This window comes from Micromonospora sp. NPDC005254 (assembly GCF_042872525.1).
Classification (GTDB): domain Bacteria; phylum Actinomycetota; class Actinomycetes; order Mycobacteriales; family Micromonosporaceae; genus Micromonospora.
Map to the genome: position 1 here is coordinate 266,975 of NZ_JBIAKM010000009.1, position 21,287 is coordinate 288,261.

Genomic DNA, 21,287 nt, shown 5'->3' on the forward strand with positions numbered 1-21,287 from the left:
CGATGGCGGTGGCAATAACTTCATGATCAACCCGGGGGTGGGGTGGGGTGGGGTGGGGTTAGGCGACGTTGAACGGGCGGAACTGGACGCTCACCCTCGGGCCTACCGGGCGGGTGGTCTTGGGAATGGCGTGTTCCCAGGTGCGCTGGCAGGAGCCGCCCATCACGATGAGGTCGCCGTGGCCCACCGGGAACCGCAGGCTGTCGCCACCGCCGCGCGGGCGCAGCAGCAGCGGCCGAGGTGACCCGAACGAGACGATCGCGACGATGGTGTCGCTGTGCGCGGAGCGGCCGATGGTGTCGCCGTGCCAGGCGACGCTGTCCCGGCCGGAGCGGTAGAGACACATGCCGGCGGTGACGAACGGCTCGCCCAGCTCGGGCGCGTAGTGCCGGGTCAGCGCCGCCCGCGCCGAGGTGAGCACGGGGTGCGGCAGTTGCCGGTCGACGCCGTACCAGCAGAGCAGGCGGGGCACGTCGACCTCGCTGTCGTACATGGTGCGTCGCTCCGCGCGCCACGGCACCTCGGCGAGCAGGGTGTCGAGGACCGCGTCGGAGCCGCGCACCCAGCCGGGGAGGTGGTCGACCCAGGCGCCCCGGCTGAGCTGGTGCCGCCGGAGCTGGCCGGGCAGGGGCCCCAGGGTCGGCTCCGTGTCGGTCAGGTCGAGCATCGACGGCTGGTAGGCGGCCTGCGTCATGCAGCCACCCTAGCAGCACTTTCGTACACCCGTGCTAGGCCGCTGCTGCCGCGTTGTGCTTGGCCACCAGGTCCGGAAGGTCGTCCAGCGCGTCGATGCGGAACAGGCACTGCTCGGCCACGGCCGGCATGTCGAGGATGTGCCCCCACGGGCCGCGCCGGATCAGGCACGCCTTCATGCCGGCCTCGACGGCCGGGCGTACGTCGTTGTCGGGCCGGTCGCCGACGTACAGGATCGACGACGCGTCGCCACCGCCCGCCCGGACGACCCGGTCGAAGAAGGCCGGTGACGGTTTCGCCACGCCCCAACCGGTCGAGGTGCCGATCATGTCCACGGGAAGGTCGAGGGCGTGCAGGAGCGCCTCGGCGGAGGCGGGTTGGTTGCCGGCCAGTCCGACGAACAGGCCCTGCTCCTTGAGCGAGGTCAGGCAGCCGCGCGCGTCGGGGTACAGATCCTCCTCGCCGAACCACTCGGGTTCGCCGGCGGCGGCGCGACGTTCCAGCTCGGCGGTGAGGTCGAAGTCGGGCCGGAAGGCCCGAAACGTGTCCTGGTAGTCCTGGCCACGGGCGATCACGGCACCGAGGACCGCCGAGAGCGTGTGCCGTGGAACGCCGAACCAGTCCGCCCAGCCCGCGAACTCGCGGGACTCGTCGAGAATCGTCCCGCCGACGTCGAAGAAGACCGCTCTGATCACGTGCGTCCCCCGTTCGCCTGGTCGACGGATCATAAGCGGGAGAACGCGCGTCGTCAGTCCGCGACGGCGGCCGGGCGTACAGCGTCGAACACCGCGTCCACGACCCGCGCCCGGCCCCGGCCGTCCACCGTGGACCAGGCCCGCGCGGCCAGCGCCGCGCGGCGCTGCGGCGAGCTGAGCAGCCCGTTGAGGGTCCGCGCCGCCGTCGCCCGGGCGGCCCGCCCGGGCACCCCGGCGCCGGTCAGCTCCGGAAGTTCGCCGAGGCCGGCGGCCAGACCGTGCTGGACCACCCGGGCGTACGACTCGCGTTGGTTGTCGACCACGCAGACCAGCGCGGCGGGCGCGCCGAGGCAGCACAGTTCCCAGGTGGAGGTGCCAGCGGCGCTGACCACCAGGTCGGCCCCGGTGATCAGGGCCGGCAGCGAGCCGGTGGGCGGGACGGGACGGACGATCTGCCCCCGCCCGGGGGTGATCGTCTCCAGCTCGGCCTCGATCTCGGGTCGGCCGACGACGACCGTGAGGTCCATCGGGTGTCCGGTGGCCAGCAGCACCCGGGTCAGCACCGGGGCCGCGCCGACCGCGTCGGTGCCGCCGAAGAAGGCCAGCACCCGGGGCCTGCTGACCGCCGTGGCGGGCCGGGGCGTCGCCGGACGGGCGGTCACGACCGAGTCGCGCAGCAGGGCGTACCCGCTGCCGGCGAGCAACCGCCCGGGCAGCGCCGGGAGCTGGGCCCCGAAGTTCTGGTCGAGGTAGAGGTCGGCGTCCTGGCCCCGGCTGTCCCCGTCGATGACGGCGAGGGTGAACACCCCGGCGGCGCGCAGGGCACCCGCGCCGGCCGGGTCCAGCTCGTAGGAGTCGACGACCATCACGTCGAGGTCGTGTCGTCGGGCCGCCTCGACCAGCTCGGCCGGCGACTCGGGGCCGGGGTGCAGTCCGATGCCGTGCGCGGCCAGTTCGGCGGTGGCCCAGCCGAGCCGTTCCACAGTGCCGAACACCGCGACGTGGGCGCCCCGGGCCAGGAACTCCTCGGCGAGCGCCAGGCAGCGGACGAGGTGCCCGACGCCGCGCCGCGGCCCGGCGTCGCAGCGCAGTCCGACCCGTAGCGTGCTCACGACTCCTCCAGCCGCTTCTGGCGTACGTCGGCGTTGAGCGCGCGCAGCCGCGGCTGCCCGTCGAGCCAGTCGGCGAGCTTGGCCAGCGGCACGCTGACGTCGCCGAAATGGTCGGCGACGGCGCTCACCAGCGCCCAGTCCTGCTCGGTGTCGAGGGTCAGCCGCAGCGCCGAACGGTCCGGGGTGAGGGTCACCCCGAGCACCCGGAACACATCCGGATGGGTGTACGCGTACGAGGTGACGTGCACCCGGTGGTGACCGGTGGCGAGCCGGTCGAGGGTCCGCAGGGTCTCCGCGCGGATGATCTCGACGTCCAGCCCGCGGGGCAGGGTCCGGGCGATCGACGTGCTCGCGTAGTCCAGGCCGGGCACGGCCCGGTACACCGAGGCGACCAGCGTGATGATCTCCGGGTCGAGCAGCGGACAGTCGGCGGTGAACCGCATGACCGCGTCGCCGGGGTGTGCGGCGAGCGCGCCCACGAACCGGCCCAGCACGTCGTCGACCGGCCCGCGGTGACACGGCACGCCGAGCCGCCGGCACTCGTCGACCACCGCGTCGTCGACGGTGTCCGTGCTGGTCGCGACCACCAGGTCGGCGAGGACGCCGCTGTCGCGGGCGGCGCGGACGACGCGGCCCAGCACGGACCGCCCGGCGAGCGGGCGGAGCACCTTGCCGGGTAGCCGCGACGAGCCCATCCGGGCCTGCACGATCCCGACGATCCGGGGCCCGACGGCCGCTCCCGTGTCGGCCGTCGGGTCCGGTCGGCTCGCCGTCGCGGACGCGTTGTCGCCGCCGGTCACTGCTGCTCCTCCTGCCTCGGCGCGAGCGCCGCCCGCGCTCGCCGCTTGGCGGCACGCGCACCCCGCTTGGCCAGCCGGGCCGGCGTGATGGCGAGCCGGCCGACGCGGTAACTGATGGACCCGCTGAGCAGGCCGATCTTCGCCTCGGCCCGGCGCAGCGCCCGCTCCCGGGAGGTGAGCAGCTCGTCGGTCCATCGGGTCAGGGCGGCGAGCCGGCTGATCTCCTCGCGTTGCCGCAGCCACGCCTCCCGCAGCTGCTGGTAGCTGCGCGCGCCGACCGGCGGGTCGGTCGGCTCGACGGCCTGCAGCTCGGCGGCGAGGGTCGCGCGGCCGTTGGCGTCCAGGCCGTGCAGCGTGGCCGCGATCGCCGCCTCGGCCTGCACCGCCTCGGCCACGGTCGCCCGGTCCAGGTCGTGGCCGGCGAGCCCGCCGAGCACCACGGTCAGGCCCGCGACGTCGAGAGTGGACGACCACGGGTGGGCGTACCCGCCGGTGAGCAGGGCCGCCGCGAAGCGCCACAGGCCGCGGGCCAGCACCACGTCGCCGGGCAGCGTGTCGGTGGCCCGCCAGCTCGGGTCGAGCACCGCGTAGCGTTCCCCGCTGACCACCATGTTGTCGGTGCTGGCCAGCGCCGCCGCGCCGGCGAGTCGGCCGTCGGCGTCGGCCTGGCCGGCGAGCCAGCCCGCGTACCCGTGCAGCAGCGTGCGCAGCGTCGCCAGGTCGCGGCGCAGCGCGGCGTCGAGCAGCAGGGTGTGCAGCAGCCGCCCGGTCGGCACCGGCCCGGACAGTGCGGCCGGGTCCCGGTACGCGGCTTCGCGGCTGGCGAACGGCGCGGCCGGCGTGCTCGTGCCGGCGCCAGTGCCGGCGCTGTGGCCCCACCGCCAGCCCGACGGGCCGTCGAGCACCTCCAGCACACCGATCCCGGGCTGGCCGGACTGCCCGGTCTGCGCCAGCGCCACCGGCAGGTCCCCGTCGACGGTGGCGTCCGTGGGCCCACCCGGCCGACGGGCCAGCATCAGCCAGGCCGGCGCGAGATCGGCGGCACGCCCGGCGTGCAGGGCGTCCACCGCCAGCCGGGCCGGGTCCTGGAGCACGGTCGCGGTGCCGAAGGCCCCGGCGCAGGCGCCGTGCAGCACCGCGTCGAACAGCCCGCAGCCCGCGCCCCGGTCGAGCTGGTCGGCGTCGAGCAGCGCCGTCGCGGTCGCGCCGTCGGGGTACGCGGCCCAGCAGGCGACCGAGCGCAGCCCGGCGCCGGTGAGCCGCTCGCGCAGTTGGTCCCGGTTGGCGGGGTGCGCCTGGTCCAGCACGCCACCGATCACCCAGGCGGAGTCGTCGCGGGCGGCGTACCAGGGGGTGGTGGCGACCAGCCGGTGCAGCCCGAGCGGGTTGTCCAGGCGCAGCAGCAGCGCGCCGCCGGGGCGTACCGCCGCGACCAGCCGTGCCAGCACACCGTCCCAGCCCAGCCGGGCGCCCTCCACCGATTCCACCGGGTCCAGTCCGGCGGCGGCGATCACCACGTCGTACGTCTCGTCGTCGGGCAGCCCGGCCGGGCCGCCCACGACCACGCGGGCGGCCCGCTGGGCCAGCGCCACCGCGTCCGGGTGGCTGCGCAGCAGGCAGGTCACCTCGGCGTGGGCGAGCCGGTCGAGCAGCGCCGGGTCGTGCGGACCGGCCAGCAGGACCCGGGCGCCGGGCGGCACGATCCGGGCGGCCAGCGCGGCGAGGGGCCCTCCGTCGGCCAACCGCTCCTTCGGCAGGTCGGACCAGGCCAGCATCTCGCCGCCCGGCAGGGTGATCCGGCCGGCGGGTGCCGTCTCAGTCGTCACTGTCGTCCTCTTCTTCTTCCGGAAGGTTCGCCCAACCGAGCAGCTCCCGCAGCTCGGCCGGTGTGCAGCGGTGGTCGGTGCCCAACTCTGCGCGGGCGATCGAGACGGCGGTGGGCAGGTCGACCTTCGCGCCGTGCAGTTCCGGCCACTGCCGCCGGATGCGGGCGGTTCCGCCGAAGGTCGGGTCCTCGTTGGACAGGATCATCGGGTCGCCGTAGACCGCCGGTTCGCAGCCGGCCGCGATGCCGTAGAAGATCGCGCTGGTCAGCCGGTTGGATGCTACCCGCCGGTGCCGGCGCAGCTCGGTCAGCTGCTTGTCGAGGAACTCCGGGTCGGTGTCCTTCCACCAGTGCCCCCGGTAGCCGTGGCAGATCACCCGGAACCCGGCGCGTTCGTAGAGCCGGCGGACGTGGCGCATGCCGTACTCGTGCCAGTAGAGGCAGACCGTGACCGGGCCGGGCTCGGTGTCGCGGATGCGGGCGATCAGCTCCCGGTGGTCGCCCTTGACGTGCTGGCCCTCCCAGCCGTGGAACGGGTACCAGATGGCGCCCTCCCGCTCCTGCGCCGGCGGGTTCTCCGGCCGCATGGCCAGCAGGTAGGTGAACGGGGCGCCGATCACGACGACGTTGCGCCGCCCCACCGACCAGGCCCGGCGGCGGGTCTGCTCGGACCAGAGCAGGCTCGGGGTGCCCTCGGCGTACGGGTGGCCCGGCGCCAGGCCGTCGCCGATGTTCCAGCCGTGCTGCACGTACCCGTTGATCCGCGGGGGATGCCGGTCGCCGAGGCCGGCGTAGCGGGCCAGCACGTGGGCGTGGCCGTAGAAGTGGTTCGCGTGGTGCATCAGGTTCCCATCAGGCGGCGGTACGCACCGAGCCGGCCCGCAGGGCCACGGCCAGCGCGTCGATGACGCGGTCCTGGTCGGCGTCGCTGAGTCCCGGGTACAGCGGCAGCGACAGCTGCTGGGTGTAGAACGACTCGGCCACCGGGCACGATCCGCGCCGGTAGCCCAGGTCGGCGAAGGCGGGGTGCCAGTGCACGGGCAGGTAGTTGACCTGCACGCCGATCCCGGCGGCCCGCATCCGGTCGTACACCTCGCGGCGACGCCCGTCGAGCACCCGGATCGGGTAGAGGTGCCAGGCCGGGTCGGCCCACGACTTGCGGGTCGGCAGCAGCACGCCGTCCAGGTCGGCCAGCGCCTCGTCGTAGCGGGCGACCAGTGCGCTCCGGCGGGCCTTGAACGCGGCGAGCCGGCGGAGCTGGCTGCGACCCAGGGCGCACAGCACGTCCGGCAGCCGGTAGTTCAGCCCGAACTCGTGCACCTCCTGGTGCCACCCGCCCTCGTCGGCGAAGCGCAGCTCGGCGCGGTCGCGGACCACGCCCACGCCGCGGAACCGGCGGGCCCGCTCCAGGATGCGCGGATCCAGCGCGGCGACCGCGCCGCCCTCGGCGGTGGTCAGGTTCTTCGTGGGGAAGAACGAGAACGTGGTCAGGTCGGCGAGCGAGCCCACCGGACGGCCGTGGTACGCCCCGCCGATCGAGTGCGCCGCGTCGGCGAGCAGCAACGCGTCCGAGCCCTCGACCGACGTGCGCAGGGCGTCGTAGTCGGCCGGGTGGCCGGCGTAGTCGACAGCGGAGACGACCTTGGTACGCGAGGTGACCGCCGCGGCGGCCGCGGCCGGGTCCAGGCAGAACGTCTCGTCCTCGACGTCGGCGAACACGATCGTCGCGCCGAGGGCGACGGCGCTGCTGGCGGTCGCCACGAACGTCATCGGCGGGACCACCACCTCGTCGCCCGGTCCCACCCCGGCGGCCGCGTACGCCACGTGCAGCGCCGCGGTGCCATTGGAGACGCTGGCGACGCCGACCCCGCCGGTCCACCTGGCGAGGTCGGCCTCGAACGCGTCGACCTGCGGCCCGGTGGTGAGCCAGTCGCCGCGCAGCACGTCGGCGACGGCCGCGATGTCGTCCTCGCTGATCGACTGTCGGCCGTACGGGAGCATCGCTGTCATGCGGTGAGGCCGAGCATCTCGCGTAGCTGCTGCACGCTGAGCCACTCGTCGTTGGTGTCCGACTGGTAGGCGAAGCCGTCCGGCACGGGCTCGCAGTCGACCGGCGGCTGGTAGCCCCAGCCGGCGATGGTCGGCTGGACGATGTAGCGGTCCTTGGCGCGCAGCGTCCGCCGGCTGTCGTCCGGGGCGATCATCTCCTCGTGCAGCTTCTCGCCGGGCCGGATGCCGATCTCGTGGGTGGTGGCGTCCGGCGCGACGGCCTCGACCAGGTCGAGGATGCGCATGCTGGGAATGCGCGGCACGAACAGCTCGCCGCCCTGCATCTGGTCGAACGAGTCCATGACGAACTGGACGGCCTGCTCCAGGGTGATCCAGAACCGGGTCATCCGCTTGTCGGTGATCGGCAGGCTCTTGCCCTCGGCGGCCAGCCGGTGGAACAGCGGGACGACCGAACCGCGGCTGCCGACCACGTTGCCGTAGCGGACGACCGCGAACCGGGTCGGGTGGTGCGCGGCGTAGTGGTTGGCCGAGACGAACAGCTTGTCGCCGACCAGCTTGGTGGCGCCGTACAGGTTGATCGGGCTGGACGCCTTGTCCGTGGAGAGCGCGATGACCTTCTTGACGCCGGCCTCGATCGCGGCGTCGACCACGTGCTGCGAGCCGGTGATGTTGGTGGCGATGAACTCCGACGGGTTGTACTCCGCCGTGTCCACCTGCTTGAGCGCGGCGGCGTGCACCACGTGGTCCACGCCGTGCATCGCCCGGGTGAGGCGGTGCCGGTCCCGGATGTCGCCGATGAACCAGCGCAGGCGCGGGTCGTCGCCGAGCTGCTGGCGCAGCTCGTACTGCTTGAGCTCGTCGCGGGAGAAGACCACCACCCGGGCCGGGTCGGCCTCGGTGAGGATGTGCCGGAGGAAGGTCCTGCCGAAGGAACCCGTTCCCCCGGTGATCAGAATGGACGATCCATTCAACTCACTCAATTTGGTGCTCCCGTGATCGTGGATGAACCGGCGGCCCTCGGCCGGCCGACCGGGGTGAGACGCTAACCCCGGCGGGTTAACGCCTCGGCGCTCGCGGGTTAACCGCTGCCCCTGCCGTCGTGAATGGCGAGCAGCGCGCGGGCGAACACTTTCAACCGTCCGGAAAGCGGGCTGACCAGGCCGGAAACGGCCGCTACAGTGGCCGCGCGAGCGACCCGCAGCCTCTGCGCGCCGTCGTTTCCCGCGTTCACCCGACATCCGCACCGCCTCGGTGCGAGCGGGTCATCCCCGAGCGTCACCGCCGGTAGGCGTGCCCACCGGTGGGCACGCCCGTCCGGCACGGCCGGCAGTTCAGGAGGCGTTGATGACATCCGGCAGCGACGTGATGGAACGGCCCGCGGTCCCGACCGGGACACCGCCCGCGACACCCCCGCGCCGGTGGCTGATGCCGCTGCTGCTGTTCGTCGGCTGGGTGCTCAGCGTCGCCTGGCGGATGTGGCTGTCGCGGCACATCGCACTGCCGATCGCCCACACCGACGAGGACAGCTATCTGAACACCGCCCGCGCCCTCGCTGGTGGACCGGGCGGGTTCAGCAGCGAGAACGACCTGCTCCGCCGCGTCGGCTACCCGATGCTGATCTCGCCCGCGTTCCTCGGCGACCGGGACTTCACCGACAGCTACCGGCTGGTCCAGCTGATCAACGCGATGGTCAACTCGGCGCTGCTGCCGCTGGCGTACCTGCTCGGCCGGCGGGTGCTCCGACTGCCCCGCGCGTCCGCGCTGCTCGCGGTGGTGGTGGCGGCCACGCTGCCGGCCACCGCCTTCTACGCCGGTGTCGCCATGATCGACACGGTGATGGCGCCGCTGGTGGTCGCCTGGCTGCTCGCCGTACACCGTTGGATCGAGCGTCCCGGCCCGCTCGCCGCGGCCACCGTCGGCCTGCTGGTGGGCGCGTTCCACCTGCTGCACTCGCGCGGCCTGGTGATCGTGGCGGTGCACGCCGGGCTGGTCCTGCTGCTGTTCGTCCGCCGCCGGATCACCGCCGTCGCGGTGCTCGCGGCGCTGCTGCCGGTGTTGGCCATGGCGCTGGTCAACGAGGCCGGCATCCACGTCCTCGGGGACAAGGTCTACCTGTTGGGCAGCACTCCGGGCGGCGGCACGGTCGCCGCGGTCGCCTCGGCGCAGGGGGTGGTCCGCGTCGCGGCGGCCGTCACCACCCAGCTCTGGTACCTCGTGGTGATCACGTTCGGCCTGGCCGGGGTCGCCTGGGCCGCCGCCGTCCGGGAACTGTGGCGCCCGCGCCACGGCGACGCCATCCGTTGGACGATGGGTGTGGCGCTGGTGGTCACTGTCGGGGTGGCCGGCGGCGCGTCGGTGATCCTCGCCGGGATCACCGGCAAGCCGCTGGACGCGATCTACGGCCGCTACGTGCAGATGCTGGCCCCGTTCTGGCTCCTGGTCGGGCTCGGCGTGCTGCTCACCGCGGAGCGTCGGGTGGTGCTGCGCCGGGCGGCGGTCGCGGTGGGCCTGCTGGTCGCCGGGGGCGCGTTGGTCGCCGTCCGCCTCGCGTACGTGGCCAGCCGGGGGCACTCGCTGCGCTACGGCGGCTTCGGGGCACCGGACCTGATGGCGTTGACCGGCGGCTGGCGGGAGATGCGCCCGGTGGTCGGGTCGCTGCTCGGCATCGGCGCGTGCGTGCTGCTCGTGGCCGCGGTCCGGGTGCCCCGGCTGCGGTTGCCGGTGCTCGGCGCCCTGGTCGTGGTCAACCTCGTCACCATGCAGGTGATCGACCAGCGGCTGGTGCGGCCGATGGCGGCGAGCACCGCGCCGACCCCCCGGGTCGCCGACGTCGGGGTACGCCCCGGCGAGCGCGTCTGGGCCTCCACCGGCGTGCACTACATCCTGCGGTTCAATCTCAGCCACCAGGTGACCTGGACCGATGTGCGGTGGTTCCGCGAGCAGCCGCCCGCGGCCGCGCAGGTGGTGTTCACCCGCTGGGCGCCCGGCCAACCGGACGACTGGGACGGCGCGAAGTACGGCTTCGTCCGGCTCGGCGGCAACGCGCAGCAGCACTGGGCGGCCTGGCGCCGAATCTGACCCGTGGACCCCTTCCGCCCCGGTGGACATCGTGTTTCGTGAACGGCGGATGTCCACCGGGCGGACGGGCGGTTAATAGTGTCGGGCCGGTCCGGAAATTGCGCCGACAATCAGCGCTGGCGGCGGTCCTCCCGCGCCAACGAAATCGGGATGACGGTGATTTCCCGACCCTCGGACAGTTCCTGTCGCGGTGTGCCCTCGACGAATCGGAAACGCCGGTTCATCTGCCGCACCACGGTGTTGTGTTCCAGCACCTCCCCGTCGAGCCGCGCCAGGTGCAGCCCGTCGAAGGCGTACTCCACTGCCTCGGACATGACCCCGAGCCAGGCCGGCAGCGTCTCGCCCCGCTCGGCCAGCCCGTCAGCGTCCAGATAGAAGCCCCACGCGCCGGTACGAGGGCCGTCCAGCCGCAGGTCGAAGAAGGTGACCACGCCGCAGGGCCTGTCGTCGCGGACGTACACCAGCACCCGCCGCGTCGGGTCGTCGCGCACCGCCGACCACCACCGGGCGTGCTCCTCGGCGGTGATTTCGTGGCTGGTCTTGCTGACCTGACGGTTGGTTTCCTGATTACGCCAGGACAACATCAGATGAACGTCGTCCGCCGTCGCTTCGCGCAGCACGTGCTCTCGCTTTCCTGTCTGTTCACGTCCGGTCAAAGCACCTTACCCGGGCCTACCGGGAAAGCAGTTATCCATTCGCTGGGTTGTAGACTCCGGCGCATGAACGAATTGAGTCGCGCGCAGATCCGCGACCTCATGGCTCAAGTGCTGAAGAACCAGGACAAGGAGCTGCCCGCCGACGACGCGGCGCAGCTGCGGGACATCGGCTTCCGGTCACTGGACTTCTCCGAGCTGGCCCTGCGGGTGGAGGACGAGACGGGGGAGGAGCTCAACTTCGACGCCCCTGGCCTGCGCCGCATCGCCACCGTCGGCGACGTCCTCGACTTCCTCGTCGAGCTCCAGCAGCAGTGACCGTCGCGACACCCCGTCCGGCCGCCGCGGGCTCAGAGCCGGCCGGCGTCGACAACCGCCTCGTCGTCGGCGGCGCCCCGCTGACCTGGCGGACGTTGCCGACGCCGACGCTGCCCGACCCCGCCGCGGTGCTGGCGCACTCCGCCGGGCACGCGCTCGCCGCCGCGCGGCAGCACGCCGTGCACGGCACCGAGCTGCTGCTCAGCACCGCGAGTCGGGTCGACGCGACGATGCGCGCCGAGCTGCTGGACGCCGGGTTCACCGTCACCGTCCTCGACGACGACGGCGCGTATCCGAGCATGCCGATCCACCCTCGGGCCGCCGAGCCCGGCCGGCTGTGGCTGCTCACCTCCGGGTCGACGGGCCGCCCCAAGCGGGTCGGCCACACCCTCGACACGCTGACCACCGTGCGGGCCGACCAGCCCGACCGGACCTGGCTGTGCCCCTACGCCCCCGGCACGTACGCCTGGTGGCAGGTGGTGACCCTGTCGCTGACCCAGCCCGGTCAGCACCTGGTGGTGGTCGAGCCGGACGAGCTGGACGACTGGCCGGCGGTCGCGGCCGCGCACGGGGTCGACGCCGCGTCCGGCACGCCGACCTTCTGGCGGCGCACCCTCTACCGGGACGCCGCCGCGCTGGCCCGGGTGCCGCTGCGCCAGCTCACCCTGGGCGGGGAGCCGGTGGACCAGGCGATCCTGGACCAGCTGCGGGACGTCTTTCCCGCCGCCCGGATCTCCTGGATCTACGCGTCCTCCGAGGTCGGAGCGTCCATCGTGGTGCACGACGGGCGGGCCGGGTTCCCGGTCGAGTGGTTGGACCGGGAAACCGCGGGCCGACCCACCCTCTCCGTCCACGACGACGAGCTGGTCGTCACCTCCCCGTACCACGGGGCCGGGTTGGCCGGCCCGGTCCGCACCGGGGACCGGGTGCAGGTGGTCGACGGGCGGGTGCTGATCACCGGCCGACTGGACTCCGACGAGATCAACGTCGGCGGCAGCAAGGTCTCCGCTGGCGTGGTCCGCGGCGTGCTGACCGGGCATCCGAACGTGGCCTGGGCCCGGGTCACCGGCCGCCGGGCCCCCGTGCTCGGGCGGATGGTGGTCGCCGACGTGGTCCTCACCCCGTCCGTCGCCGACGGCCTCGCCAACCCGGCCGACCCTTCCGTCAGCGTGCCGGACGAGGCGGCGCTGGTCCGCTGGTGTGCCGACCGGCTGCCCGAGCACGCGGTACCCCGCAGGATCCGCGTGCTGTCCGAGATTCCCGTCAAGGAGACCCTGAAGAGCGATGTCTGACCCCGCCGACACCCAGCTCGTTCCCCCCAGCTCAGTGGTCCTCGTCTCCGGCGGTTCCCGAGGGCTGGGCCTGGCCATCGTCACCGACCTGCTCGACGCGGGCGTACGGGTGGCCGCGTTCGCCCGTACCGTCACCCCGGAGCTGGAGAAGCTCGCCGCCGAGCACCCCGACCGGGTGCACGTCGGCTCGGTCGACGTCACCGACCTGCGTGCCGCCCAGGGCTTCGTCCGCGAGGTGGAGCAGCGTCTCGGCCCGATCGACGGCATCGTCAACAACGCCGCCGTCGGGCAGGACTCCCTGCACGTGCACACCGCCACCGACGACATCGCCCGGATCATCGAGACCAACCTGACCGCGCCCCTGCAACTGACCCGGTTGGTGATCCGCCGGATGCTCGGCAAGGGCCTGCGGGGGCGGATCGTCAACATCACCTCGATCTGCGCGCAGCGCGGCTTTCCGGGCCTGGTCGCGTACTCGGCCACCAAGGGCGGCATGGACGCCGCCACCCGCTCGCTCGCCCGGGAGCTCGGTGGCCGGATGCTGGTCAACGCGGTCGCGCCCGGCTTCTTCGCCTCGGAGATGTCCGCCGTGCTCGGCCCGACGCAGCTCGACCAGATCGTGCGCCGCACCCCGTCCGGCCACCTGACCGAGCCGGTGGAGGTCGTACCGGTGGTGCGGATGCTGCTGCGTGAGCACACCAACATCAACGGCCAGGTCATCGTGGTAGACGGTGCCGCCTCCATCTGACCTGCGGCCGGTACTGCCGCCGGCGCCCGGCCCGGTCGACGCTGGCCCGGTCGACGCTGGCCCGGTCGACGCTGGCCCGGCCGCGCCGCCGCCGTCGTCCGGGACGGCACGCCCGGTGCCGGGACTGCTCGCCAGCGCCGAACGGCATCTACGGATCGGTACGCCCGCCGAGCTGGCCGACGCGACGACCCGCAGTCACCTCGACGACGGACGCTGCGTCGGCTGGTACGGCCCGCTGGTGCCGGGCTGGCGCGCGGCCATCGACGCGGAGCGCGCCGACGCCCCGGTGCCCCCGGCACTGGCCCGGCGCTTCGGCGCGGGCGACTTCTGGGCCCGGTGGACCCGGGCCGAGTGCTGCTGCAAGTTGGCCGACGTGCCGATCGCGACCTGGTGGCGCCGGCACGGCCTGGGCACTCCGGTGGACGGCACCATCCTCTGGCGCACCCTGCGCGTCGCCGACCTGGTGGTCACCGTCGGCTTCGCCCCCCGCCACTACGCCGGACCAACCGACCGCGACTGACGCTCGGGACGCCGCAGCTGTCGGCCTGTGTCGGTGGCGTCGCGGCTGTTGGTGTTTTGCCGGTGGCGTCGCAGGTGCCGGCGTGCGTCGGTGGCGTCGCGGCCGTTTGGTGTTTTGCCGGTGATGCCGCGGCTGTCGGTGTGCGGCGGTGATGCCGCGGCTGTCGGTGTGCGGCGGTGCTGCCGCAGGTGTCGGTGGTGCCTGTCGAGCTGCCCCAAATATGGGGCAGTACCGGGAGCACACGCCATGCCCCACCTTTGGGGCAGCTCGACAGGACGCAAACAGGGTCGTGCCCGGCGGATCGTGGCCGCTCGCCATGTCTGGCGCAGCCCGGCGCCGGCCGGCCTGGCCCAACCCCGCCGGCATCAGCCCAGGCCCGCGGCTGTCAGCCCAGGCCCCGCGGCTGTCAGCCCAGGCCCCGCCGCTGTCAGCCCAGCTTCGCCGGCATCAGTCCTGCAAGCCAGCTCAGTCCTGCCAGCCCGGCTCGACCGGAGCCAGCTCAGCCCAGCCACACGGTTGAGCTGAGCCGGGCCGGGCCGGTCAGATCAGGTCCCAGCTGAGCGGGGTACCGCGCGGAACGTCGGTGGCGAAGGTGCGGCCCAGCACCCGGTCGATCTCCACCGGAGCCAGCCCACCGGCCGGCCGGATCGACCGGACGTTCCGTGCGGTCACCGGGTCGCCGGCCCGGACGTCCTCGACCACGAACAGCGAACGGCGGAACCGCAGCCCCTCCTGCTCCGCAGGGGTCGGGCCGATCGCGGTGCCACCCAGCGCCGCGTACGCGCGGCCCGACTCGGCGACCAGCGCCGTCAGCTCCGCCGGGTTCAGCGAGAAGTCCGAGTCGACGCCGCCGTCGGCCCGGTCCAGGGTCACGTGCTTCTCGATGAAGCAGGCGCCCAGCGCCACCGAGGCGACCGCCACGCCGATCCCGGGCGTGTGGTCGGAGAGCCCGACCGGGACGTCGAACGCGCCGGCCAGCACCGGCAGGCGGCGCAGGTTGCTGTCGGCGGGCGGCGCCGGGTAGGACGCGGTGCAGGCCAGCAGGACGATGCCCGCCGCGCCACCGTCGCGGGCGGTCCGCACGGCGGCGTCGATCTCGGCCACCGTCGCCATCCCGGTCGAGATCACCATCGGCTTGCCGGTGCTGGCCACCAGCCGGATCAGCGGCAGGTCCACCAGCTCCGACGAAGCGATCTTGTACGCCGGTGCGTCCAGCGACTCCAGCAGCTCCACGGCGGTCGCGTCGAACGGTGACGAGAAGACCGTCAGCCCCCGCTCGCGGGCCCGGGCGAAGATCGGGGCGTGCCACTCGTACGGAGTGTGCGCCCGCTCGTAGAGGCGGTACAGGTTCTCCCCGCCCCACAGCTCGTGGCCGCTGGAGATGCGGAACGCCGGGCTGTCGACGTCGATCGTGATCGTGTCCGGCAGGTACGTCTGGAGCTTGAGCGCGTGCGCCCCGCTCTCGGCCACCGCGTCGACGATGGCCAGCGCCCGGTCCAGGTCGCCGTTGTGGTTACCGGACATCTCGGCGACCACGAAGGGTCGCTCCCCGGCACCGACCGCGTGCGGTCCGATCTTGATTGTCGCCGTCATTCCGACCTCTGCTCAGGTACGCCCGCACCGGGGTGCGGTGGTGCTGTCGTCGTCCACCCGACGGGCTGACGACCTGGAAAACTCCGGCGCCGGGAGCCGACGTGGCTCCCGGCGTGCGGTGCGGTGCGACGGGTCACGACAGGCGGCCGCCGGCCAGCGCGTCCGACCGGTCCGGGGTGACCTCGCCGGCCGTGTGCCCGGCGTCCGACGTGCTCGCGGGCGCCGCCGGTCGGGAAGGGTCGTCGTCGGCCGGCGGCGATCCGGTGCTCGCGTCGGCGCCACCGGCCGGGCCGGGCCGGCGCAACCGACCCGCGACCCGGTGCGCCTGCCGCAGCGCCGAGTACGCCAGCCAGTCACCGCGCCCCACCAGGCGGTGCTTGAGCCCGGTCACGCCCGAGGGCATCGGGTAGCCGCCGATGGGCAGATAGCGGCGGTAGTGCTCGGCGACCCGGTGGAAGAAGGCCCGCCGCAGGTGCGGGTGCAGCCGGTCGTCGTTGCCGACCACCACCAGGTAGTGGCTGATCATCAGCTGGAACAGCTCGGCCTGCAGGCCCTCGTCCGGATACCGGCGGTTGACCCAGTCCATCAGCCGCTCGTACTGGCTGAACGCGTCGAAGTGCCGGCCGCTGCGGGTGGAGGTGATGGCGCCCTGGCGGCCCTGCCGGTACAGGTAGCAGACCCGGTCCAGCACGGAGATCTTCTCCGCGCCGATCAGCAGGGGGTGGCTGAACGGGATGTCCTCGTACCAGCCGGGGAAGAAGCGCAGCTCCAGCTCGTCGAGGAAGGCTCGGCGTACCACCTTGTTCCACGCGGTGTGCTGCACGCGCAGCAGCTGCGGCTGGTCGGCCAGGCGGGCCACGCCCGGTACCCCGCGCAGCAGGTGGCTGCTCGCGTCGACCTCCCGCCGGCCGTCCTCGTGCACCCGCAGGTGGTCCAGCATCAGCACGTCGGGCTGGTGCTCGCGCAGCCGGTCCAGCACCGCGCCGATCGTGCCCGGCGGCAGCCAGTCGTCGCTGTCGACGAACCAGACGTACCGGCCGGTGGCCACGTCGAGGCCCGCGTTGCGGGCCAGGCCCAGACCCACGTTCTTGCTCAGGTGTACGACGCGCACGCCGTCGCGGCCGGCGACGTAGGACCGCAGCATCGCACCGCAGCCGTCCGGGGAGGCGTCGTCGACGGCGATCAGCTCGACCGCGTCCGACTCACCCGCTGGGATGTCCGCCCGGATCGACTCGAGGCACTGGTACAGGTACGCCTCGACGCCGTAGACGGGCACGACGATGCTCAGCAGCGGCGCGTGCGTCGGCTCATTGACCACGTCGCCACCTTTGACGACGCGGGTGGCCAGCCCCGGAACCGCACGTGGCGAAGGACTGTGGAATCCCTGAACACCCGCGAAGCGGAAGGTTAACAACGGCCGCCCGGTTCACCCGGGAGTGACCCGGTAGGGTGCCTCGGTGCGGTCCTGTCGGGCCGTCGCGGGCGTCGCCGTCGCGCCGTCCGACGCCGCGCGCCGAGGAGGAGACGTACGTGCTGGTGACCCTGCGGAGCGTCGGGACCCCGGCATGACGAGCACCACCGACGCGCCGGCCGCGCCGCCCGCGCCCGCTGTGGCCCGGCTGCCCTCACTGACCGGGTTGCGGTGGATCGCCGCGTTGCTCGTCTTCGGCTTTCACGCCGGGACGATGCGGATCATCGCCGAGCCGGACTACAAGGCGGTGGTCGACGCGCTGTTCACCCTCGGCCTGTCCGGGGTGCAGTTCTTCTTCATCCTCAGCGGCTTCGTGCTGGTCTGGTCGGCCCGCCCGGGCGACTCCCGGGCAGCCTTCTGGCGGCGGCGGGTCGCGAAGATCTATCCGAACCACCTGGTGCTGTGGGCGGCCGCGCTCCTGGTCGCCTGGTGGTTCGCCGACCCCGTCCTGCCGGCGGCCGCCCTGGAGAACGTGCTGCTGTTGCAGGCGTGGGACCCCCGGCCGGGCTGGTTCTACAGCATCAACACGGTGAGTTGGTCGCTGTCCTGCGAGTTCTTCTTCTACCTGTGCCTGCCGCTGGCGCTGCCCCTGCTGCGCCGCGCCCGGCCGTCGGTGCTCTGGACGCTGATCATCGCGCTGCCGCTGCTGATCCTCGCGCTCTGGCCGGCGCAGCACCTGGTGCCCGAGGTCAGCCGCTGGTGGTTCACCCAGGTCTTCCCACCGGTGCGGTCGCTGGAGTTCTGGCTGGGCGCGGTGGCGGCGGAACTGATGCTGCGCGGCCTCTGGCGCGGGCCGCGGCTGACGGCGGCCACCGCGATCTTCGTGGTCACCTGGGTGACCGCCGCGCAGTGGATCCCCGCCCAGTGGTGGACCACGCTTCTCGCCATCGCGTACCTGCTGGTGATCACCGCTGCCGCCGACGCGGACGTGCGGGGCCGGCGCTCGCCGTGGCGCTCCCGCCCGCTGATCTGGCTCGGTGAGGTCTCCTTCGCCTTCTACCTGGTGCACGTGCTGGTCATGACGAGCGTGCTGCGGCTCAGCGGCGACTGGGGGACCGGCTTCCGGGGCTGGCGCGGCCCTGCGGTGGTGCTCGGGTTCCTGCTGGTGAATCTGGTGCTCGCCGGGCTGCTGCACCGCTACGTCGAGACCCCGATGATGCGCCGGCTCGCGCCGCGCCGCCCGAAGCGGCCGTCGGCCGTCCCTCCACAGCGCACCGGCGACACCGACGACCGGGCCCCCGGCGCAGGCCGGACCGACGAACGATCGACGTACGCCGACTCGCGCTGACCCATCCGCCCAGGCCGGACGCGGTCGGCGCGGCGTGAGCCGACACGCCCGGCGTCGATGCGCACGGTCGTCGTCGGCGGTAGCGTGGGGACGTGCTTCCGGTCGCGCTCACCTGTCCCCTGTGGTGGGTGGCGCGCTGGGCGACACGGGTGCTGACCAGCCTCGCCGTCATCGCCGCCCTCGCGCTCGGCGCGACCACGGCCCTTCCGGGGTCGCCAACGCCAGCCGCCTCGGCGACGTCCGCAGTCGAGCCGCCCGCGTCGCCCGACCGACCCGCCGCCGTGTCCAGCACCGGGCCCGCGACGTCCATCGTCGACGACGACCAGACCGCCGCCCGCGACAGCGCCGCCCAGGAGCGGGCAGCCCGCGACAGCGCCGCCGTTGACGAGTCCGCCGCCGTTGACGAGTCCGCCGCGGCGTGGTCCGCCGACCCGCAACCCGCGCTGCACGACACTTCGCGCACCCTGGTCGCCACGTCGACCGGCGTGACGCCGGGGCGGGCGGTCTCCGAGCGGTCACCCCGCGCCGACAACCCGGCTGCCCGGTCTCCCCGGGCCCCACCGGAGCACCGAATCACGGCGGGTCGCTGACCGCGCACCGGCTCCTGACCCGCACCGGGTCACTGACCTCCGCGCCGGCCACTGGCCACCGCACCGGCTGCTGAGCCGCCCCGCCGCAGCGCCGAGGCCCCGATCGAGCGTCCCGCCACCGCACCTGTCGACACACCAGTCCGTACCAGCCGACCCGCGGGTCACCGACCCTCGTGCGGCTTCCCCGTAGCAACGCGCATTCTCCCGAGGTGCCGACCATGGAGACCGTCGTCTTCTACCAGTTCCTGACCGAGGTGCCCCAGGCCGCCGCCATCTGGTCGGCCCTGTTCCTGCTGGCGCTGACCGTTCTCGCCGTGCTGGTCGCCCGCCCGGAGCCGGACTCGACCGCCTCCGAGCCGCCGCCGCCGCCCACCGCCCAGGAGGTGGCCGCCGCCGAACTCGCCGACCTGCGCCGCTACGCCGAAGAGGTGGCCGTGGCCGCGGCCCGCGCGGCGCAGACGGCCCGGCGACGACGCGCTGACTGGCTGATCACTCAGGAAGAGGCGCAGGCCGCCTGGTCCCGGTACGACGAGGCGGACACCGCAGCCCGTCGGTTCGCCACCGCCGGGGCGCTGCCGACCCCACGTACCCCGCACACCCCGGCCGAGTACGCGGCCCGGGAGCGCTACCTGCACCGTGCCGCGATGGCGGCGCACTGGCGCGGCGAGTTGACCATGACTCAGCTCGGTGACGTGTTCGGGCACCGGCGCGGCTGGGATCCCCGCCGGCACCCGGTCGAGCAGGAGGTGCTGCTCACCCGGGCGATCCGTGACGCGAGGCTGGCCGACCACCGGGCCGCCGACGAGCGGGAGCGGTCGGCCTGGCGGGACGCGGAGCTGGCCGCCGAGTCGGCACGCACGCTCGCCGAGGAGGCGTACGCGGCGGCGGTCCGGTTGTGGCCGAACCCGCTGCCGTCGCGCCGTACGACGACCCGGGCGTCGCGTTCGGCGGTCGTGACACGCTGGCGTCCGGCCCGGGTCGGTTGAGCCCGATCTGTTATGTGAGGCCCGTCACGGACGATGAAAATCGGGCGACCGGCACCATCGGCGGCCAATGTTCGCGCGATTGTGGCGGCGTTGCCGGCAGCCTGTCCGGTTGTCGCCCGTCGGCGCCTCCGGAACCGGTTGTCCCATCGAGTCACGTCAGCGGCAATACGCGCAGAAATTGGTGCGCCAAACGATGTTTACGCAGGTGGGCGTGGCTTGGCAGGGTCCGCACTGGCCAGTACTGTCGTGCTGTCCGGTGCGGTAACCGATCGCAGGAGGCGACGCCGTGCCGACCCGCTCAATCGTGATCTACGAACCGGGGACCCACAGTAAGTCCGGGGTGAATCCGCGAGCCACGGCCCGCGGTAGGGCGATCTTCCCGCCCGAATCCGTCAGCTAACCCGGTAGGCGGTGACGGAAGGAGTTCCATCCTCGTGCAGCACCTTTCCACCCCTCGGTTGTTCCCCCGCCTCCACGGCGTCGCGGCGCCCCCGCTCATCCGCCTTGTGACGGTGAGCTGACCCCCCGGGTCGCCGCCTTTCCCGCCCGGCCGCGCCGGGCGTTCCCCTGAGCGGTTCACCATCCGCGGACCACGGTTCGCGCGCTGGCGCCTGCCCGGATACCGGCCGAGCCCGGTGTGCCGCTCACCCCCCGAACCGTGGAGGACCCCGTGAAGCACACCCTGCAGCGTCAGCTCCGTCGCCTCGCGACCGAGCGCCCGTACCAGATCGTCGCCGCCTCCGCCGCGGCCCTCGCGATCGCCACCACGACCGGCGCCCTGCTTGCGGGCGCCGACGGCGCCCCGGCCAGCGAGCACACCGCGACCACAGTCGCCGAGATGCGCAGCGACACCATCGCGTCTCGCGACCAGGCGCGCGTCGCGTCCCCCTCGGCCGCGCCGAGCACTGCCGCCCCGGCCACCAGCGCCGCGTCGCCCGCCGCGAAGGCCACGAGCAACCCGGACCTCACCCGTAAGCCGACGCCGCCGAAGCCGCCCGCGACCAAGGTGCTCGACTACGACTACGAGGCGCAGAACACGTACTACAACTGCGGCCCGGCGGCCACCCGCAACGCCCTCAGCGCCACCGGCATCGACCGTACGCAGGAGGAGCTCGGCGCCGAGCTGGGCACCACCGAGATGGGCACCAACTCGGCCGAGGACACCACCCGGGTGCTCAACGCCGAGGTGAAGGGTTCCCCGTACCAGACCCGGATGTTCGCGGGCACGCCCAGCCCGGCGCAGATGGACCGCCTCCAGGCCGACGTCGTCAAGGCCATCACCGACGGCCGGGGCGTGGTGGCCAACGTCGTCGGCGACGCCACCGACACCAATGGCGGCTGGCACTCCTACGGCGGTGGGCACTACATCGCCGTCGTGGGCTACAAGGACAACGGCCGGACCGTGCGGATCGCCGACTCGGCGAACGCGGCCGACCCGGCGTACTGGATCACCACGATCGACCTGGCCAACTGGATCGCCACCCGGGGCTACTCCGCCTGACCCAGGCGCTGACGCCCACGACGCCGCGGGCGCCGTCCCCCACGAGGGGCCGGCGCCCGCGGCGTCTCGCGTCGATGCCGATGACGGCTCTCGTACCGGGCCACGAACCGTGGG

General features: G+C 73.4%; 20 protein-coding genes and 1 riboswitch. Of the genes, 9 read left to right on the forward strand and 11 right to left on the reverse strand.

Annotation, left to right across the window (positions count from 1 at the left end):
• Positions 1-58: 58 nt before the first annotated feature.
• The 8 genes from ACFYPR_RS26525 to pseB all read right to left on the reverse strand — a co-directional run bounded on the left by ACFYPR_RS26525 (position 59) and on the right by pseB (position 8,115).
• Complete coding sequence (locus ACFYPR_RS26525) at positions 59-694, reverse strand: alpha-ketoglutarate-dependent dioxygenase AlkB (RefSeq protein ID WP_387263005.1); 636 nt, start codon at positions 692-694, stop codon at positions 59-61.
• Between the two features lie 34 nt (positions 695-728).
• Complete coding sequence (locus ACFYPR_RS26530; RefSeq protein WP_387263008.1) at positions 729-1,388, reverse strand: HAD family hydrolase; 660 nt, start codon at positions 1,386-1,388, stop codon at positions 729-731.
• A 53-nt stretch (positions 1,389-1,441) separates the two neighbouring features.
• Entirely contained in the window at positions 1,442-2,500 is a 1,059-nt protein-coding gene (locus ACFYPR_RS26535; protein WP_387263011.1) for a PseG/SpsG family protein, read from the reverse strand.
• The gene (locus tag ACFYPR_RS26540) at positions 2,497-3,219 is read right to left on the reverse strand and encodes a glycosyltransferase family protein (RefSeq protein ID WP_363940916.1); all 723 of its coding nucleotides are present in this window, start codon (positions 3,217-3,219) and stop codon (positions 2,497-2,499) included. The genes ACFYPR_RS26535 and ACFYPR_RS26540 overlap by 4 nt, the downstream gene beginning before the upstream one ends.
• 77 nt (positions 3,220-3,296) lie before the next feature.
• Positions 3,297-5,126, reverse strand: a complete 1,830-nt coding sequence (locus ACFYPR_RS26545) for a class I SAM-dependent methyltransferase (RefSeq protein WP_387263014.1) — start codon at positions 5,124-5,126, stop codon at positions 3,297-3,299.
• Positions 5,116-5,967, reverse strand: coding sequence for a hypothetical protein (locus ACFYPR_RS26550; protein WP_387263015.1), 852 nt, complete (start codon positions 5,965-5,967; stop codon positions 5,116-5,118). The genes ACFYPR_RS26545 and ACFYPR_RS26550 overlap by 11 nt, the downstream gene beginning before the upstream one ends.
• A gap of 10 nt (positions 5,968-5,977) precedes the next feature.
• Positions 5,978-7,135, reverse strand: coding sequence for a DegT/DnrJ/EryC1/StrS family aminotransferase (locus ACFYPR_RS26555; protein ID WP_387263018.1), 1,158 nt, complete (start codon positions 7,133-7,135; stop codon positions 5,978-5,980).
• Complete coding sequence (gene pseB, locus ACFYPR_RS26560) at positions 7,132-8,115, reverse strand: UDP-N-acetylglucosamine 4,6-dehydratase (inverting) (protein ID WP_354855104.1); 984 nt, start codon at positions 8,113-8,115, stop codon at positions 7,132-7,134. Before pseB ends, ACFYPR_RS26555 begins: the two co-directional genes overlap by 4 nt.
• A gap of 364 nt (positions 8,116-8,479) precedes the next feature.
• Here pseB and ACFYPR_RS26565 point away from each other — a divergent pair, with 364 nt between their 5' ends.
• The gene (locus ACFYPR_RS26565; RefSeq protein WP_387263021.1) at positions 8,480-10,213 is read left to right on the forward strand and encodes a hypothetical protein; all 1,734 of its coding nucleotides are present in this window, start codon (positions 8,480-8,482) and stop codon (positions 10,211-10,213) included.
• Positions 10,214-10,323: 110 nt separating this feature from the next.
• On the opposite strand, the gene ACFYPR_RS26570 is transcribed toward ACFYPR_RS26565, so the two are convergent.
• Positions 10,324-10,833 carry a GNAT family N-acetyltransferase gene (locus tag ACFYPR_RS26570; protein ID WP_354855106.1) on the reverse strand — a complete coding sequence of 170 codons (510 nt, stop codon included), beginning with the start codon at positions 10,831-10,833 and terminating at the stop codon, positions 10,324-10,326.
• Positions 10,834-10,932: 99 nt separating this feature from the next.
• On the opposite strand from ACFYPR_RS26570, the gene ACFYPR_RS26575 reads away from it, so the two are divergent.
• Genes ACFYPR_RS26575 through ACFYPR_RS26590 form a run of 4 tightly spaced genes read left to right on the forward strand, consistent with a single transcriptional unit; the run spans position 10,933 to position 13,744 of the window.
• On the forward strand, positions 10,933-11,184 hold the full coding sequence (locus ACFYPR_RS26575) for an acyl carrier protein (RefSeq protein WP_354855107.1): 252 nt from the start codon (positions 10,933-10,935) through the stop codon (positions 11,182-11,184).
• Positions 11,181-12,476: an AMP-binding protein gene (locus ACFYPR_RS26580; protein ID WP_387263024.1), complete on the forward strand. Its 1,296-nt coding sequence runs from the start codon at positions 11,181-11,183 to the stop codon at positions 12,474-12,476. The genes ACFYPR_RS26575 and ACFYPR_RS26580 overlap by 4 nt, the downstream gene beginning before the upstream one ends.
• On the forward strand, positions 12,469-13,224 hold the full coding sequence (locus ACFYPR_RS26585; protein ID WP_354855109.1) for an SDR family NAD(P)-dependent oxidoreductase: 756 nt from the start codon (positions 12,469-12,471) through the stop codon (positions 13,222-13,224). Before ACFYPR_RS26580 ends, ACFYPR_RS26585 begins: the two co-directional genes overlap by 8 nt.
• Complete coding sequence (locus ACFYPR_RS26590) at positions 13,208-13,744, forward strand: hypothetical protein (protein ID WP_387263027.1); 537 nt, start codon at positions 13,208-13,210, stop codon at positions 13,742-13,744. The genes ACFYPR_RS26585 and ACFYPR_RS26590 overlap by 17 nt, the downstream gene beginning before the upstream one ends.
• Positions 13,745-14,284: 540 nt before the next feature.
• On the opposite strand, the gene pseI is transcribed toward ACFYPR_RS26590, so the two are convergent.
• Positions 14,285-15,337, reverse strand: a complete 1,053-nt coding sequence (gene pseI / locus ACFYPR_RS26595; RefSeq protein ID WP_387263030.1) for a pseudaminic acid synthase — start codon at positions 15,335-15,337, stop codon at positions 14,285-14,287.
• Between the two features lie 133 nt (positions 15,338-15,470).
• On the reverse strand, positions 15,471-16,655 hold the full coding sequence (locus tag ACFYPR_RS26600; RefSeq protein WP_387263033.1) for a glycosyltransferase family 2 protein: 1,185 nt from the start codon (positions 16,653-16,655) through the stop codon (positions 15,471-15,473).
• 247 nt (positions 16,656-16,902) lie between these two features.
• On the opposite strand from ACFYPR_RS26600, the gene ACFYPR_RS26605 reads away from it, so the two are divergent.
• The 4 genes from ACFYPR_RS26605 to ACFYPR_RS26620 all read left to right on the forward strand — a co-directional run bounded on the left by ACFYPR_RS26605 (position 16,903) and on the right by ACFYPR_RS26620 (position 21,173).
• Positions 16,903-18,096 carry an acyltransferase family protein gene (locus ACFYPR_RS26605; RefSeq protein ID WP_387263036.1) on the forward strand — a complete coding sequence of 398 codons (1,194 nt, stop codon included), beginning with the start codon at positions 16,903-16,905 and terminating at the stop codon, positions 18,094-18,096.
• Positions 18,097-18,188: 92 nt separating this feature from the next.
• Positions 18,189-18,686, forward strand: coding sequence for a hypothetical protein (locus ACFYPR_RS26610; RefSeq protein WP_387263039.1), 498 nt, complete (start codon positions 18,189-18,191; stop codon positions 18,684-18,686).
• Between the two features lie 218 nt (positions 18,687-18,904).
• Complete coding sequence (locus ACFYPR_RS26615) at positions 18,905-19,672, forward strand: hypothetical protein (RefSeq protein ID WP_387263042.1); 768 nt, start codon at positions 18,905-18,907, stop codon at positions 19,670-19,672.
• 285 nt (positions 19,673-19,957) lie between these two features.
• Positions 19,958-20,098, forward strand: a riboswitch (cyclic di-AMP (ydaO/yuaA leader).
• 232 nt (positions 20,099-20,330) lie between these two features.
• A complete protein-coding gene (locus ACFYPR_RS26620; RefSeq protein ID WP_354855116.1) occupies positions 20,331-21,173 on the forward strand; it encodes a C39 family peptidase in 843 nt (280 codons plus the stop codon).
• The last annotated feature ends 114 nt before the right edge of the window (positions 21,174-21,287 follow it).